At 68.6% G+C, this 13,594-nt stretch carries 11 protein-coding genes; 6 read left to right on the top strand and 5 right to left on the bottom strand.

Translation table 11 applies throughout. The annotated features are described in order from the left end of the window. Positions 1-2 precede the first annotated feature (2 nt). The 5 genes from ACTJI6_RS07520 (at position 3) to ACTJI6_RS07500 (ending at position 5,644) form a co-directional block, all read left to right on the top strand. Positions 3-254: a BolA family protein gene (locus ACTJI6_RS07520; RefSeq protein WP_440799261.1), complete on the top strand. Its 252-nt coding sequence runs from the start codon at positions 3-5 to the stop codon at positions 252-254. 78 nt (positions 255-332) lie between these two features. Next, positions 333-1,298: a class II fructose-bisphosphatase gene (gene glpX, locus ACTJI6_RS07515; RefSeq protein WP_126153680.1), complete on the top strand. Its 966-nt coding sequence runs from the start codon at positions 333-335 to the stop codon at positions 1,296-1,298. 50 nt (positions 1,299-1,348) lie between these two features. Further along, a complete protein-coding gene (gene recJ, locus ACTJI6_RS07510; protein ID WP_440799259.1) occupies positions 1,349-3,085 on the top strand; it encodes a single-stranded-DNA-specific exonuclease RecJ in 1,737 nt (578 codons plus the stop codon). 58 nt (positions 3,086-3,143) lie between these two features. Beyond that, the gene (locus ACTJI6_RS07505; protein ID WP_440799257.1) at positions 3,144-3,836 is read left to right on the top strand and encodes a metal-dependent hydrolase; all 693 of its coding nucleotides are present in this window, start codon (positions 3,144-3,146) and stop codon (positions 3,834-3,836) included. Next, positions 3,833-5,644 (top strand): aminopeptidase P family protein, encoded by a 1,812-nt coding sequence (locus ACTJI6_RS07500; RefSeq protein WP_440799255.1) that lies wholly within the window; start codon positions 3,833-3,835, stop codon positions 5,642-5,644. The genes ACTJI6_RS07505 and ACTJI6_RS07500 overlap by 4 nt, the downstream gene beginning before the upstream one ends. Positions 5,645-5,753: 109 nt before the next feature. Here the strand turns inward: ACTJI6_RS07500 and ACTJI6_RS07495 are convergent, their stop codons facing one another. The 3 genes from ACTJI6_RS07495 to gltX all read right to left on the bottom strand — a co-directional run bounded on the left by ACTJI6_RS07495 (position 5,754) and on the right by gltX (position 9,270). After that, entirely contained in the window at positions 5,754-6,404 is a 651-nt protein-coding gene (locus tag ACTJI6_RS07495; RefSeq protein ID WP_440799253.1) for an SDR family NAD(P)-dependent oxidoreductase, read from the bottom strand. An 88-nt stretch (positions 6,405-6,492) separates the two neighbouring features. Continuing rightward, entirely contained in the window at positions 6,493-7,785 is a 1,293-nt protein-coding gene (gene gltA / locus ACTJI6_RS07490) for a citrate synthase (RefSeq protein WP_440799251.1), read from the bottom strand. Between the two features lie 90 nt (positions 7,786-7,875). After that, positions 7,876-9,270 carry a glutamate--tRNA ligase gene (gene gltX / locus ACTJI6_RS07485; RefSeq protein WP_440799249.1) on the bottom strand — a complete coding sequence of 465 codons (1,395 nt, stop codon included), beginning with the start codon at positions 9,268-9,270 and terminating at the stop codon, positions 7,876-7,878. A 98-nt stretch (positions 9,271-9,368) separates the two neighbouring features. Here gltX and ACTJI6_RS07480 point away from each other — a divergent pair, with 98 nt between their 5' ends. Then, entirely contained in the window at positions 9,369-11,534 is a 2,166-nt protein-coding gene (locus ACTJI6_RS07480) for a ComEC/Rec2 family competence protein (protein WP_440799247.1), read from the top strand. On the opposite strand, the gene ACTJI6_RS07475 is transcribed toward ACTJI6_RS07480, so the two are convergent. Both ACTJI6_RS07475 and sseA read right to left on the bottom strand, forming a co-directional pair. Continuing rightward, entirely contained in the window at positions 11,515-12,696 is a 1,182-nt protein-coding gene (locus ACTJI6_RS07475) for an amino acid aminotransferase (RefSeq protein WP_440799245.1), read from the bottom strand. The two genes, ACTJI6_RS07480 and ACTJI6_RS07475, sit on opposite strands and share 20 nt — an antisense overlap. Beyond that, positions 12,696-13,550, bottom strand: a complete 855-nt coding sequence (gene sseA / locus ACTJI6_RS07470) for a 3-mercaptopyruvate sulfurtransferase (RefSeq protein WP_440799243.1) — start codon at positions 13,548-13,550, stop codon at positions 12,696-12,698. Before sseA ends, ACTJI6_RS07475 begins: the two co-directional genes overlap by 1 nt. Between the last annotated feature and the right edge of the window lie 44 nt (positions 13,551-13,594).

Raw genomic sequence — 13,594 nt, 5'->3', positions numbered from 1 at the left:
GAATGATTGCCGATGAAATGCGCGACAGGCTGGCCGCGCTGCGCCCCACCCGGCTGGAGGTGATCGACGAAAGCGAAAGCCATCGCGGCCATGCCGGATACCGCGACGGCGGCCAGACCCATTTCCGCATCCGCATGGCCAGCCCCGATTTCGCCGGGCTGGGCCGGGTCCAGCGGCACCGGCTGGTGCATCAGGCCCTGGGCGACATCGTGCCCCGCATCCACGCGCTGGCGCTGGAATTGTCCGAGGTCTGATCCGTTAGCGCCTACAGCCTTGCCGCTGTCACGGTGCGCGCGTAGAACGCGCCCGAACTGTCGGAAAGAGGGATCGACATGACCGCCCCCAAGGATTTCAACGACCGGATGCTTTCGCTTGGCTTGGCCCGCGTCAGCGAGGCGGCGGCCCATGCCTCGGCCCGGCTGATCGGGCGCGGCGACGAAAAGGCCGCCGACCAGGCCGCCGTGAACGCGATGCGCGACCAGTTGAACATGCTGGACATCAAGGGCGTCGTGGTGATCGGCGAGGGTGAGCGCGACGAGGCCCCGATGCTGTATATCGGCGAGGAGGTCGGCACCGGCCAGGGACCGGAGGTGGACATCGCCCTTGATCCGCTGGAAGGCACGACGCTGACCGCCAAGGACATGCCGAACGCGCTGACGGTGATCGCCATGGCCCCGCGCGGCACGCTGCTGCACGCGCCCGATGTCTATATGGAAAAACTGGCCATCGGGCCGGGCTATCCGACCGACGTGGTCAGCCTTGAGATGACGCCCGCGCAGCGGGTCCGCGCCCTGGCCGAGGCGCGCGGCGTGAAGGACAGCGACATCACCGTCTGCATCCTGGAACGCCCGCGCCACGAGGATCTGGTGGCCGAGGTGCGGTCCACCGGCGCGGCGATCCGGCTGATCACCGACGGCGACGTGGCGGGCGTGATCCACTGCGCCGAGGCCGAACTGACCGGCATCGACATGTATATGGGTTCGGGCGGCGCGCCCGAGGGGGTTCTGGCGGCCTCGGCGCTGAAATGCATGGGCGGGCAGATGTGGGGCAAGCTGCTGTTCCGCAACGACGACGAAAAGGGCCGCGCGCGCAAGGCGGGCATCACCGATCTGGACCGCATCTATGCCCGCGACGAGCTGGTGACGGGCGATGTGATCTTTGCCGCGACGGGCGTGACGAACGGGTCCATCGTGGCAGGGGTCAAGCGTGAACCCGGCTATCTGACGACCGAGACGATCCTGATGCGGTCCAAGACCGGCTCGGTGCGGCGGATGATCTATCGCAACCCGATCAGGTAAGGGGGCCTTGCCCCCCAAGAGGGTATTTGGACAAAGAAGAAGGTGCAGGCGTGGCGTTTCTGGGGATCGAGCGGTCGCTGACGAATCGGCGATGGGTCGGCCCGGACGCCGAAACCGACCGGCTGGCCGAGGGTCTGGCGCAGCGCACCGGGCTGCCTTTGCCGGTGGCGCGCATCCTGGCCGAGCGCGGGGTCGAGGCCGAGGGCGCCGAGGGCTTCCTGACGCCGCGCCTGCGCGACCTTCTGCCCGACCCGCTGTCGCTGCGCGACATGGGGATCGCGGCGGAACGATTGGTCGCGGCTGCGGTCAAGGGCGAACGCATCGCCGTCTTTGCCGATTACGACGTGGATGGCGGGTCGTCGGCGGCGCTGCTGCTGGACTGGCTGCGCCAGCAGGGCCGCGGTGCGACCCTGTATATCCCTGACCGCATCGACGAGGGCTATGGTCCGAACGCGCCCGCCATGGCTGCCCTGGCCGCGGATCACGATCTGATCGTCTGCGTCGATTGCGGCACGCTGAGCCATGACGCTCTGGCCGCCGCCCTTGGCACCGACGTGATCGTGCTGGATCACCATCTGGGCGGCGAGACCCTGCCCCCCGCCCTGGCGGTGGTGAACCCGAACCGCGCGGACGAGGACGGATCTCTGGGTCATCTCTGCGCGGCAGGCGTGGTGTTCCTGACGCTGGTTCAGGCGGGACGCGTCTTGCGCGGCATGGGACGCGCCGAGCCGGACCTGATGGCGATGCTGGATCTGGTGGCGCTCGCGACGGTGGCCGACGTGGCGCCGCTGACCGGCGTGAACCGGGCTTTCGTGCGGCAGGGGCTGGCGATCATGGCCCGCCGCCGCCGCCCCGGCCTGGTGGCGCTGTCGGATGTGGCCCGCCTCGACGGGCCGCCCGCCGCCTTTCACCTGGGCTTCCTGCTGGGGCCGCGCATCAATGCCGGGGGCCGGGTGGGCCGCGCCGATCTGGGCGCGCTGTGCCTCGCCTGCCGTGATCCCCGCGAGGCGGGGCGGCTGGCCGCCGAACTGGACGGGCTGAACCGCGACCGCCGTGCCATTGAATCCGCCGTCCGCGACGAGGCCCTGGCCCAAGTCGAGGCGCGGGGTGATGCCCGCTTGTCCTGGGCCGCCGGTCCCGGCTGGCATCCGGGCGTCGTGGGCATCGTCGCCGCGCGCGTGAAAGAGGCGACCGACCTCCCCTCGGTCGTGATCGGGGTGGAGAACGGCATCGGCAAGGGATCGGCGCGTTCGGTGCCCGGCGTCGACCTGGGCCGCGCGATCCACCGGCTGGCGGATGAAGGCCTGCTGCTGAAGGGCGGCGGCCACATGATGGCTGCTGGCCTGACCGTGGCCGAGACGAAGATCCCTGCGGCGATGGAACGGCTGGCGGACCTGATCGCCGCCGATCTGGCCCAGCGGACGGGCGCGCGCGACCTGCGCATATCCGGCCTGCTGGAAGGCGCGGGCGCCACGCCGCAGATGTACCGCCAGCTTGAGGACGCCGGGCCTTACGGCCAGGCCGCCCCGGCGCCGCGCTTCGCCTTTGCCGACCAGGTGATCGACAGCGCGCAGACCATGGGCGACAGCCACCTGCGCCTGTCCTTCCGCAGCGCGGGCGGCCCGGCCTTGGAGGCCGTGGCCTGGGGGGCGATGACCGGCCCGCTTGGCCCCGCGCTGATCGGCGCGCGGGGACGGCGGTTCCATCTGGCAGGCAGGCTGGATCTGTCGACCTGGAACGGCCGCGAACGCCTGCGGCTGCGGCTGGAGGATGCGGCGCCTCTGTGACTGGTCAGCCGCGGCAAGCCCCGCTAACCTGCCCCGGACAATCGACAAGGGGACCGCGATGAAACTGACCTGGCTTGGACATTCCGGCTTTCGCCTGGAGATCGAGGATGCCGTGATCCTGATCGACCCCTGGATTTCCGGCAACCCGGTCTTCCCCGAGGGCGCCCGCACTGACGCCATCGCAGGTGCCACCCATGTCCTGCTGACCCACGGCCATGGCGATCATTCCGGCGACACGCTGGCCATCGCCAAGGAACTGAAGATTCCCGTCGCGGGCATCTATGACCTGATCAACAGCTGGATCACCCATCACGACATCGAGGGCATCGGCTTCAACAAGGGCGGCACCGTCGATCTGGGCGGGGCCAAGGTGACGATGGTCAACGCCACCCATTCCAGTTCGCTGGACGGCGCGGACGGGCCGATCTATGCGGGCCACGAATCGGGCTACATGATCGCGGGCGAAGGCCATGTGATCTATGTCTCGGGTGATACCGACATCATGGCGGACATGGGCTGGATGGGCGAATACCACCGGCCCGATATCGGCATCCTGTCCGCCGGGGGCCATTTCACCATGGACATGCGCCGCGCCGCCTGGGCCGCCAGGAAATATTTCGACTTCAAGACCGTGATCCCCTGCCATTACAAGACCTTCCCGCTGCTGGAACAATCGGCGCAGGCGCTGATCGACGGGCTGCCGGGGGTGCGGGTGATCGAACCCCAGGTCATGAAGGCGATCGCGTTGTGAGTTTCCAGACCTTCGACGCCCCGGCGGGCGGCGGCGACCACGCGGCCCGGCTGGCGCAACTGCGCGCCCGGCTGGCAGCCGACGGCCTGGACGCCTTTATCATCCCCCGCGCCGACGCCCATCAGGGCGAATACGTGGCCGATGCCGATGCGCGGCTGGCCTGGCTGACGGGCTTCACCGGCAGCGCGGGCTTTGCCGTCGTGACGCCCGACCGCGCGGGCGTGTTCATCGACGGACGGTACCGCGTGCAGGTCAAGGCGCAGCTGGATCTGGACCATTTCACGCCGGTCCCCTGGCCGGAAACCAAGCCCTCGGACTGGCTGCGAGAGGCCTTGCCTGCGGGCGGACGCCTGGGCTTCGATCCGTGGCTGCACACCCGCCAGGAAATCGAGACGCTGGACAAGGCGCTTGCCGACAGCGGCATCGGCCTGATCGCGGTGGACCGCAACCCGCTGGACGCGATCTGGACAGACCGCCCCGCCCCGCCGGTGGGCCGGGCGCGCGCCCATGACGACGCGCTCGCGGGCGAAACCTCTGCCCAAAAGCGCGCCCGGCTGGCCGCGCAACTGCGCGACGAAGGGCAGGCGGCGGCGCTGCTGACTCTGCCCGATTCGATTTCCTGGCTGCTGAACATCCGGGGCAGCGACGTGCCCAAGAACCCCATCGTGCAGTCCTTCGCGGTGCTGTCGGATGACGGTCATGTCGCCCTGTTCGCGGACCCGGCCAAGTTCGACGACGCCTTGCGCGCGCATCTGGGCAACCAGGTCGCGATCCTGCATCCCGAGGGCCTTTCCGCCGCGCTGCTGGATCTGGAAGGCCCGGTTCGCCTCGACCCCGCCTCGGCCCCCGAGGCGGCGTTCCGCCTGCTGGACAGCGCCAACACCCGGATCGCCCCTGCCACCGACCCGGCGATCCTGCCCAAGGCGCGCAAGAACGCCGCCGAATTGGAGGGGATGCGCGCCGCACATCTGCGCGACGGCGTGGCGATGACGCGGCTGCTGGCCTGGCTGGACGCGCAGAGACCCGCCGACCTGACCGAGATCGACGTGGTGGAAAAGCTGGAAGCCCTTCGCCGCGAGGCCGGGATTACCGATATCAGCTTCGACACGATCTGCGGCGCCGGGCCGAACGGCGCCGTCGTCCATTACCGCGTCACCCGCGCCACCAACCGCCGCCTGGCGCGGGGCGAGGTGCTTTTGATCGATTCGGGCGGACAATATCCCGACGGCACCACCGACATCACCCGCACGGTGGCCCTGGGGTCGCCGCTGCGGGATGCCGTGGCCCCCTATACAGCCGTCCTGCGCGGCATGATCGCGATCAGCCGGGCGCGCTTTCCGAAAGGTGTGGCGGGCGCGCATCTGGACGCCTTGGCGCGGCAATACCTATGGTCGCAGGGCCTGGACTACGATCACGGCACCGGCCACGGCGTGGGCGCGGCGCTGTGCGTCCACGAAGGCCCGGCGCGCATCAGCCGGGCCAGCACCCTGCCCCTGGAAGCCGGGATGATCCTGTCGAACGAGCCGGGCTATTACCGCGAAGGCGCCTTCGGCATCCGCATCGAAAACCTGATCGCCATCACCGAGGCGGAATCCGAACCCGGCCGCACCATGCTGGGGTTTCAGACGTTGACGCTGTGCCCCATCGACCGCCGCCTGATCGACATCGCGGCGCTGTCGCGGGACGAAATAGACTGGCTGGACGCCTATCACCTGCGTGTCCGCAATGCGCTGTCGCCGCACCTGAACGATGAAACGCGCCGATGGCTCGAAAAGGCGACCCTGCCCCTGGAGACTTCTTCTTTGTAAAAATACCCTCGGCGGTCCCGGCACGGGGCTTCGCCCGTTCGTCGCAGAAAAACGTCCACTGGACCTTTCCTCCGGGCGCTTCTTACCCCCCGCCACCGCGGGGCGCAAATCACAGTGCGTCGAGGATCCGTGCCGCCTCGGTCTTGCAGGACGTCAGTGCCCCCCGATCCTCGCCCGGAAAGAACCGCGCGCGCACGGCGGTCGGCATCGGCGCGGGCTGGGCGATGACGACGCGCGGCCCGACCGCAGCGCTTTCGGCCTGCCAACTGCGGGCCAGGGCGATCTGGCCCGCCTTGGTCGCGCCGTAGGCCCCGAAGAACTTCTCCCCGGCGCGCGGATCGTCGAAGAACAGCGCAGTTCCCTGACGGGCGCGCAGCAGCGGCTCCAGCAGCGCGATCAGCCCGCGCGTCACGTCCATGTTGACCAGCACCGACTTTGCCCAGTCCTTGCCGTCCACATGCGGCGCGGGGGCCAGGGGCGCCGCATGGATCGCGCAATGCGCCCACAGATCCAGCCCGCCCCAGCGGCTCAGCACGGCCTCGGCCAGTTGCTGCATGGCGGGCGCCTCGGCCACGTCCATGGGCGCAAGCGTCGCGCTGCCGCCCGCGCGGCGGATGCGGTCGTCCAGTTCCTCCAGCGCGCCGACTGTCCGCGCCACCGCCAGAACGTGATAGCCGCGCGCGGCCAGATCCTCGGCCAGGGCAGCGCCCAGGCCGCGCGATGCGCCGGTGATCAGCGCGATTTTGGGTGTCTCTGTCATGGCTTGTCCCTTGCCACCGGCCCGACGCCTTCGCAAGGCGCGCCATGCAAAAAGGCCCCCGAAGGGGCCTTTGAAAACCTGCGACCGATCAGCGCGCGCCTACATCCACATAGTCGCGCTTGCCTTCGCCCACATAAAGCTGGCGCGGGCGGCCGATCTTGTTCTGCGGATCGGCGATCATTTCCTTCCACTGCGCGATCCAGCCCACCGTCCGCGACAGCGCGAAGATCGGCGTGAACATCGAGGTCGGGAAGCCCATCGCCTCCAGGATGATGCCGGAATAGAAATCGACGTTGGGATACAGCTTCTTCTCGATGAAGTACTCGTCCTCCAGCGCGATCTTTTCCAGCTCCTTCGCCACTTGCAGCGTCGGGTTGTCATGGACGCCCAGCAGGTCCAGAACCTCGTCGGCGGATTCCTTCATCACCTTGGCGCGCGGGTCGAAGTTCTTGTAGACCCGGTGGCCGAAGCCCATCAGCTTGAAAGGATCGCTCTTGTCCTTGGCGCGGGCGATGAATTCGGGGATCCGGTCCACCGTCCCGATCTCGCGCAGCATTTCCAGGGCGGCCTGGTTGGCCCCGCCATGCGCCGGACCCCACAGGCAGGCGATCCCCGCCGCGATGCAGGCGAAGGGATTGGCCCCCGACGACCCCGCCAGGCGCACGGTCGAGGTCGAGGCGTTCTGTTCGTGATCGGCGTGCAGCGTGAAAATACGGTCCATGGCACGGGCCAGGGCCGGGTCCACATGGTATTTCTCGGCCGGGACCGAGAAGCACATGTGCAGGAAATTGCTGGCGTAATCCAGTTCGTTCTGCGGATAGACGAAGGGCTGGCCGATCGAATACTTATAGGCCATCGCGGCGATGGTCGGCAGCTTGGCGATCAACCGGATCGAGGCGACCTCGCGCTGCCAGGAATCGTTGATGTCGGTCGAATCGTGATAAAAGGCCGACATCGCGCCGACCACGCCCACCATGGTCGCCATGGGATGCGCGTCGCGGCGGAAGCCGCGGAAGAAGTTGTGCATCTGTTCGTGAACCATCGTGTGACGGGTCACGCGACGCTCGAAATCCTCCATCTGCTCGGCGGTGGGCAGATCGCCGTACAGCAGCAGATAGCAGACTTCCAGGTAATGCGACTTGGCGGCAAGCTGTTCGATGGGATAGCCGCGATACCACAATTCGCCCTTGTCGCCGTCGATGAAGGTGATGGTCGAATCGCAGCTTGCGGTCGAGGTGAAGCCGGGGTCATAGGTGAACACATCCGCCTGCCCGTACAGCTTGCGGATGTCCAGCACGTCCGGTCCCTGGGTGGGATGAAGGATCGGCAGCTCGTATTCGGCGTCGTTGATCTTGAGTGTGGCGGTCTTCGCGTCGGCCATCCAAAGCGTCCTTTCCGGCTGGGCCGGGCCGACCTTTGCGCGCGCGGAGGGCGACTTCGCAGGGACGACCCTGGCATGTAAGGGCAGGCGTCAGCCTGCCAATTCCGTCTGGTCCTGAAGCCGGGCCAGCGATTCCTCGCGGCCTAGCGCCGTCATCATGTCGAACACGCTGGGGGTTGTCGTCCGGCCGGCCAAGGCGGCGCGCAACGGCGCCGCAAGTTTGCCCAAGCCCACGCCGTTCTCCTCGGCGACCCGCTTGGCCGCCCCCTCCAGCTCGTCTCGGGTCCAGCTAACATGCTGCACTGCGGCAGTCAATGTGGACAGCATACCACGGGATACCGTGTCCAGAGACTTCGACGCTTTTTCGTCCATCTCGACCGGCCGGTCGATCAGGGCGAATCGCGCCTGGTCCAGAAGTTGCGGCAGGGTTTTCGCCTTTTCCTTCAACGCCGGAAGCGCTGCGGCGACCCGATCCCTTTGACGCTGCGTCAGCGCAGGTGCCCCGGTTTCCGACAGGAAATCGTCCAGGGCAGCCAGCAGATCCGCATCCGCCATGGCGCCGATATGGTGGCCGCTCACATGCTCCAGTTTCTTGAAGTCCAGCCGCGCGGGCGCCCGGCCGATGCCCGGCAGGTCGAACCAGTCGCGCGCCTGGGCGTCGTCGAACAATTCGTCGTCGCCATGGCTCCAGCCCAGCCGCGCCAGGTAATTGCGCATCGCCGCAGGGGGATAGCCCAGGGCCGCGAATTCATGCAGGCCCACGGCGCCGTGGCGTTTCGACAGCTTCTTGCCGTCCTCGCCGTGGATCAGCGGGATATGGGCGAAGACCGGGCGCGGCCAGCCCATCGCGTCGAAGATCTGCACCTGCCGGAAGGTGTTGGTCAGGTGGTCGTCGCCCCGGATCACATGGGTCACGCCCATGTCGTGATCGTCCACCACCACCGCCAGCATATAGGTGGGCGTGCCGTCCGAACGCAGGATGATCATGTCGTCCAGCTGGTCGTTGGCGACCCGGACCTGGCCCTGCACGGCATCGTCGATGACCGTCTCGCCGTCGCGCGGCGCGCGCAGGCGGATCGCATAGGGGCGGTCCGGCAGGTCGGTCGCGTCACGCCAGGGGCTTTGGAACGGCTGGCGGGGGTTGGCCTCGCGCCAGGCGGCGATTTCCTCGGGCGTGGAAAAGCACTTGTAGGCCGTGCCGTCGGCCAGCATCTGGCGGGCGACGGCAGCATGGCGGTCGCGGCGCTCGAACTGGCTGATCGGATCGCCGTCCCAGTCCAGGCCCAGCCAGGCCAAGCCCTTCAGGATCGCCTCGGTCGCCTCGGGGGTGGACCGGGCGCGGTCGGTATCCTCGATCCGCAGCAGGAACTTGCCGCCCCGGCCGCGCGCGTAAAGCCAGTTGAACAGCGCCGTGCGCGCCCCGCCGATATGCAGGTATCCCGTCGGGGACGGCGCGAAGCGGGTGACAACCTGGGTATCGGACATGGCGGCCTTCCTTGGGTCGATGCGGCATTAACGCTTTGGTAAGCAGTCCATGCCATCCTTCGCGGCAGGAATAGAGAAGCCGGTGCGAAAGGACAAGAATGGCTGCCGCCCAGGGCGACATCACCGCGCTGCCGGGGTTTTCCGGCGCGCGGGCCGCGCCGCGCCCTGCGGCAGCGCGGCCCGCCCGGATGGCTGCCACGCAGCGCGCCGGTCTGTTCGCCTGGGTGCCGGTCTGCATGGCGGCGGGGATCGCGCTGTGGTTCGCCCTGCCCGTTGCGCCAGGCGTCAGTATCTGGACCGCGCTTGGCCTACTGGCGTTGGTGGCGCTTGCGGCGGGACGGGTCGCGCTGCCTTGGGCCGAAGGCGGGCGGATCGGCTGGCCGCTGGCCGACGCGCTGCGGATCGGGTCCATGGCGCTGTTGCTGGGCATCCTGGGCTTCGGCCTGATCGGGCTGCGGTCGGCGATGGTTGCCGCGCCGGTGATGGAATGGCGCTATTACGGCCCCATTGAGGGGCGGCTGGTGGACATCGACCGTTCCGCCCGCGACCGGATCCGGCTGACGCTGGACCGGGTGGGGCTGCGGGACACCGCGCCCGACCGCACCCCCGACAAGGTGCGGCTGTCGCTGATGGACCAGACCGACCCGCTGCCGCCCCTGGGCCGGCGGGTGATGCTGACCGGCCATCTTGGCCCACCGCCCGCCCCGGCCTCTCCGGGCAGCTTCGATTTCCGCTGGCTCGCCTGGTTCGAGGGGCTGGGCGCCGTGGGTTATACCCGCACCCCCATCATGACTGTGGAACCGGCCCAGGGCGGCCTGTGGGCCATGCACCGCGCGCGCATGGCGGTCAGCCGGGCGATCCAGGACGGAATCGGCGGCCAGGAAGGCGCCGTCGCGTCCGCGTTGATGACCGGCGACCGCTCGGGGATCGAGGAAGCCACGAACGAGGTCATGCGGGCCTCGAACCTGTATCACATCATCTCGATTTCCGGGCTGCACATGTCGATGCTGGCGGGCTTCGTCTATACCGCCCTGCGCATGGCCTTGGTGCTGGCGCAGGGCCTGGGCGCCCCGCTGCCGCAGGCGGTCCACAAGCTTGCGGCGCTTGGCGCGCTGGCCGCGTCGGCCGCCTATCTGTGGCTGTCGGGCGGCGGGGTCGCCACCGAACGGGCCTTCGTGATGGTCGCGGTGATGCTGCTGGCGATCATCGCCGACAGGCGGGCCGTATCGCTGCGCACCATCGCCCTGGCCGCGACCATCATCCTGATCTATTCGCCCGAGGCCGTGACCCATCCCGGCTTCCAGATGAGCTTTGCGGCCACCGTCGCCCTGATCCTGTCGGCCGGTCCCTGGGCGCGGGTGTCGCCGCATATGCCCTTCTGGCTGCGGCCGGTGGCGATGCTGATCGTGTCGTCGCTGGTGGCATCCATCGCCACCTCGCCGCTGGCGGCGGCGCATTTCAACCGGATGGCGCAATACGGGTTGCTGGCGAACCTGCTGGTGGTGCCGGTGATGGGCGCCCTGGTGATGCCTGCGGGCGTGATCGGCGCGCTGCTGGCCCCGATCGGGCTGGCGGGTCCGGCGCTGTGGGTGATGGGCCTGGGCACCCGCTGGATGCTGTGGGTCGCGGACTATGTGGCGGGCCTGGGCGGCGCGGTCACCGCCCTGCCCCTGCCCCCCGCGCCGGTGATCCCGCTGATGTGCTTCGGCGCGACGCTGGCGGTGCTGTGCTGGCAGGGACTGACCCTGCGGCGCAGCCTGGCGGGCGCGGGATTGCTGGCCGGGATGGCGATGCTGGCGGCCTCGTGCGCGATCTGGCTGACCGCCAGCCGCCCGCTGCTGCTGGTCGCACCCGAGGGCGAGGCGGTCGGTCTGATGACGGCGCAGGGCCGGGCAGCTTCAAAACCCTCGGGCGGAGCCTTCGTGGTCAGTACCTGGCTGCAAGAGGACGGCGACATCGCCACGCAAGAGCAATCGGCCGCCCGCCCCGCTTGGCAGGGCGACAAGCGCGACCGCATGGCCGCGCTGCCGCAGGGCTGGCAAATCTGGCATTTCACCGGCAAGGGGGCCGAGACCCGCGCCCCCGCCGCCTGTCAGCCAGGGCGCATCGTCGTGGTCGCGGCAAGGGTCAAGGGGGGCGACTGGCCCTGCCTGATGCTGGACCAGTCGCGCTTGCGGGAAACCGGGGCCATGGCCATCGGCTTCGATGACGACGGCCCGGTCCTGNCGCCGCGATCCGGGCTGATCAGATCCCCGCGTCGATGATCGCGCGGGCCAGGACCGGCACCGTATGCTGGTTCAGCCCGGCGATGTTCAGCCGCGAATCGCCGACCATATAGATCGCCGCGTCGGTTTTCAGCTTCTGGACCTGTTCCGGCGTCGCGCCCAGACGCGAGAACATGCCGCGATGCTGGCCGATGAAGTCGAAGCGGTCGCTGCCCGACAGAACGCGCAGTTCGGACGACAGTTGCGCGCGCAGCCCCAGCATGGTGTTCCGAACCTCCTCCAGCTCGGCGGCCCAGTCGGCGCGCAAGGCCTCGTCCGTCAGGATGGTGCTGACGATCCGGGCGCCATGGTCGGGCGGGAAGGAATAGTTCTGGCGGTTCAGGAACGCCATCGAGCCTTGCGCCAGATCGCGCGCGGCACTGTTTTCCGCCAACGCGAACAGGATGCCGGTGCGTTCGCGATAGATGCCGAAGTTCTTGCTGCAGGACGCGGCGATCAGCACCTCGGGCAGGCGGGCGGCGATCAGGCGGGTCGCCTCGGCATCGGCATCAAGCCCGTCGCCGAAGCCCTGATAGGCTAGGTCGATCAGCGGGATGGCGCCGGATTTTTCAAGGATCGCGGCGATCTCGGCCCATTGCTCCGGCGTCAGGTTCGCGCCGGTCGGGTTGTGGCAGCAGCCGTGCAGCAGCACGATGTCGCCCTTGCCGGCCTTGGCGATGTCGGCCTTCAGCCCGTCGAAATCGACGCCGCGCGTCTCGGGGTCGAAATAGCGGTATTCGACGAAGGGCAGGCCCATGAACGTCATGATCGACAGATGGTTGGGCCAGGTCGGGTTCGAGACATGGACCGTCACCCCCGGATTGGCCAGCCGCGCCAGTTCCAGCGCCTGCCGGATCGCGCCGGTGCCGCCCACCGTCGCCAGCGACGCCAGCCGGTCCGAGGGCACGTCCCGCAAAACCATCCGCGCCATGGCGTCGCGGTAATCCGTCTCTCCGGCCAGCCCGGTATAGGCCTTGGTCGTCTGGGTTTCCCAGATCCGCTGTTCCGCCGCCTTGACCGCCCGCATGACCGGCGTCACCCCCTGCGGATCCTTGTAGACGCCGACGCCCAGGTCGATCTTGCCCTGCCGGGTATCGGCCTTGAATTCCTCGATCAGCTTCAGGATCGAATCGGGGGCTTGCGGTTTGAGGTTCGACAGCATCAGGCGTCTCCGGTTGCGATGGGCAGGTCGGGGAAGCTGCCCCATTCGGTCCAGCTTCCGTCGTAAAGTGAGTGGTTGCGGTGCCCGATCCGCTCCAACGCCAGGGACAGCACGGCGGCGGTAACGCCGCTGCCGCAACTGGTGATGACGGGCTTTTTCAGATCGACCCCGGCGGCCTCGAATTCCGCGCGCAGGGCCTCGGGCGCCTTCATCGTGCCGTCGGCGTTCAGCAGCCGCCCGAAGGGGACGCTCTTCGCGCCGGGGATATGGCCGGACCGCAGGCCGGGGCGCGGCTCGGGCGCCTCGCCCCGGAACCGTTCGGCGGCGCGGGCGTCGACGATGTCGTGATCGCCCAGCTTGCTGGCGGCGGCGACCTGGGTCACGTCGCGCACCAGCCCCGCCTGGCGCTGCACGGTGATGTGGCGGTCGCGCAGGATCGGCGGCATGTCCTCGGTCGGGCGGCCCTCGGCCTGCCACTTGGCGAAGCCGCCGTCCAGCACCGCCACGTCGGTCTTGCCCATCAGCCGGAAGGTCCACCAGGCCCGCGCGGCGCTGCGCACGTCGGAATTGTCATAGATGACGACCTGATGCCCGTCGCCCACGCCCATCGCCCGCATCCGGGAAATGAACAGTTCCACCGGCGGCGCCATGTGCGGCAGGGCGGACCGCTTGTCGGAAATCGCGTCGATGTCGAAAAACCGCGCGCCGGGAATATGCGCCGCGTCATATTCGACCCGGCCGTCGCGGCCGGTGGCGGGCATGTGCCAGCTTGCATCCAGGATGCGCAGGTCGGGATCGTTCAGATGCGCCGCCAGCCATTCGGTCGAGACCAGCGTTTTCGGATCGTCCTGCATGGCCCTCTCCGCTCATGATGCGGGCCTGATCTACAGGGCGATGC

It is taken from the genome of Paracoccus sp. 22332, assembly GCF_052045125.1.
Classification (GTDB): Bacteria; Pseudomonadota; Alphaproteobacteria; order Rhodobacterales; family Rhodobacteraceae; genus Paracoccus; species Paracoccus haematequi_A.
The sequence above is the reverse complement of the archived record's forward strand: the minus strand, read 5'-3'. Positions and strand labels throughout refer to the sequence as shown.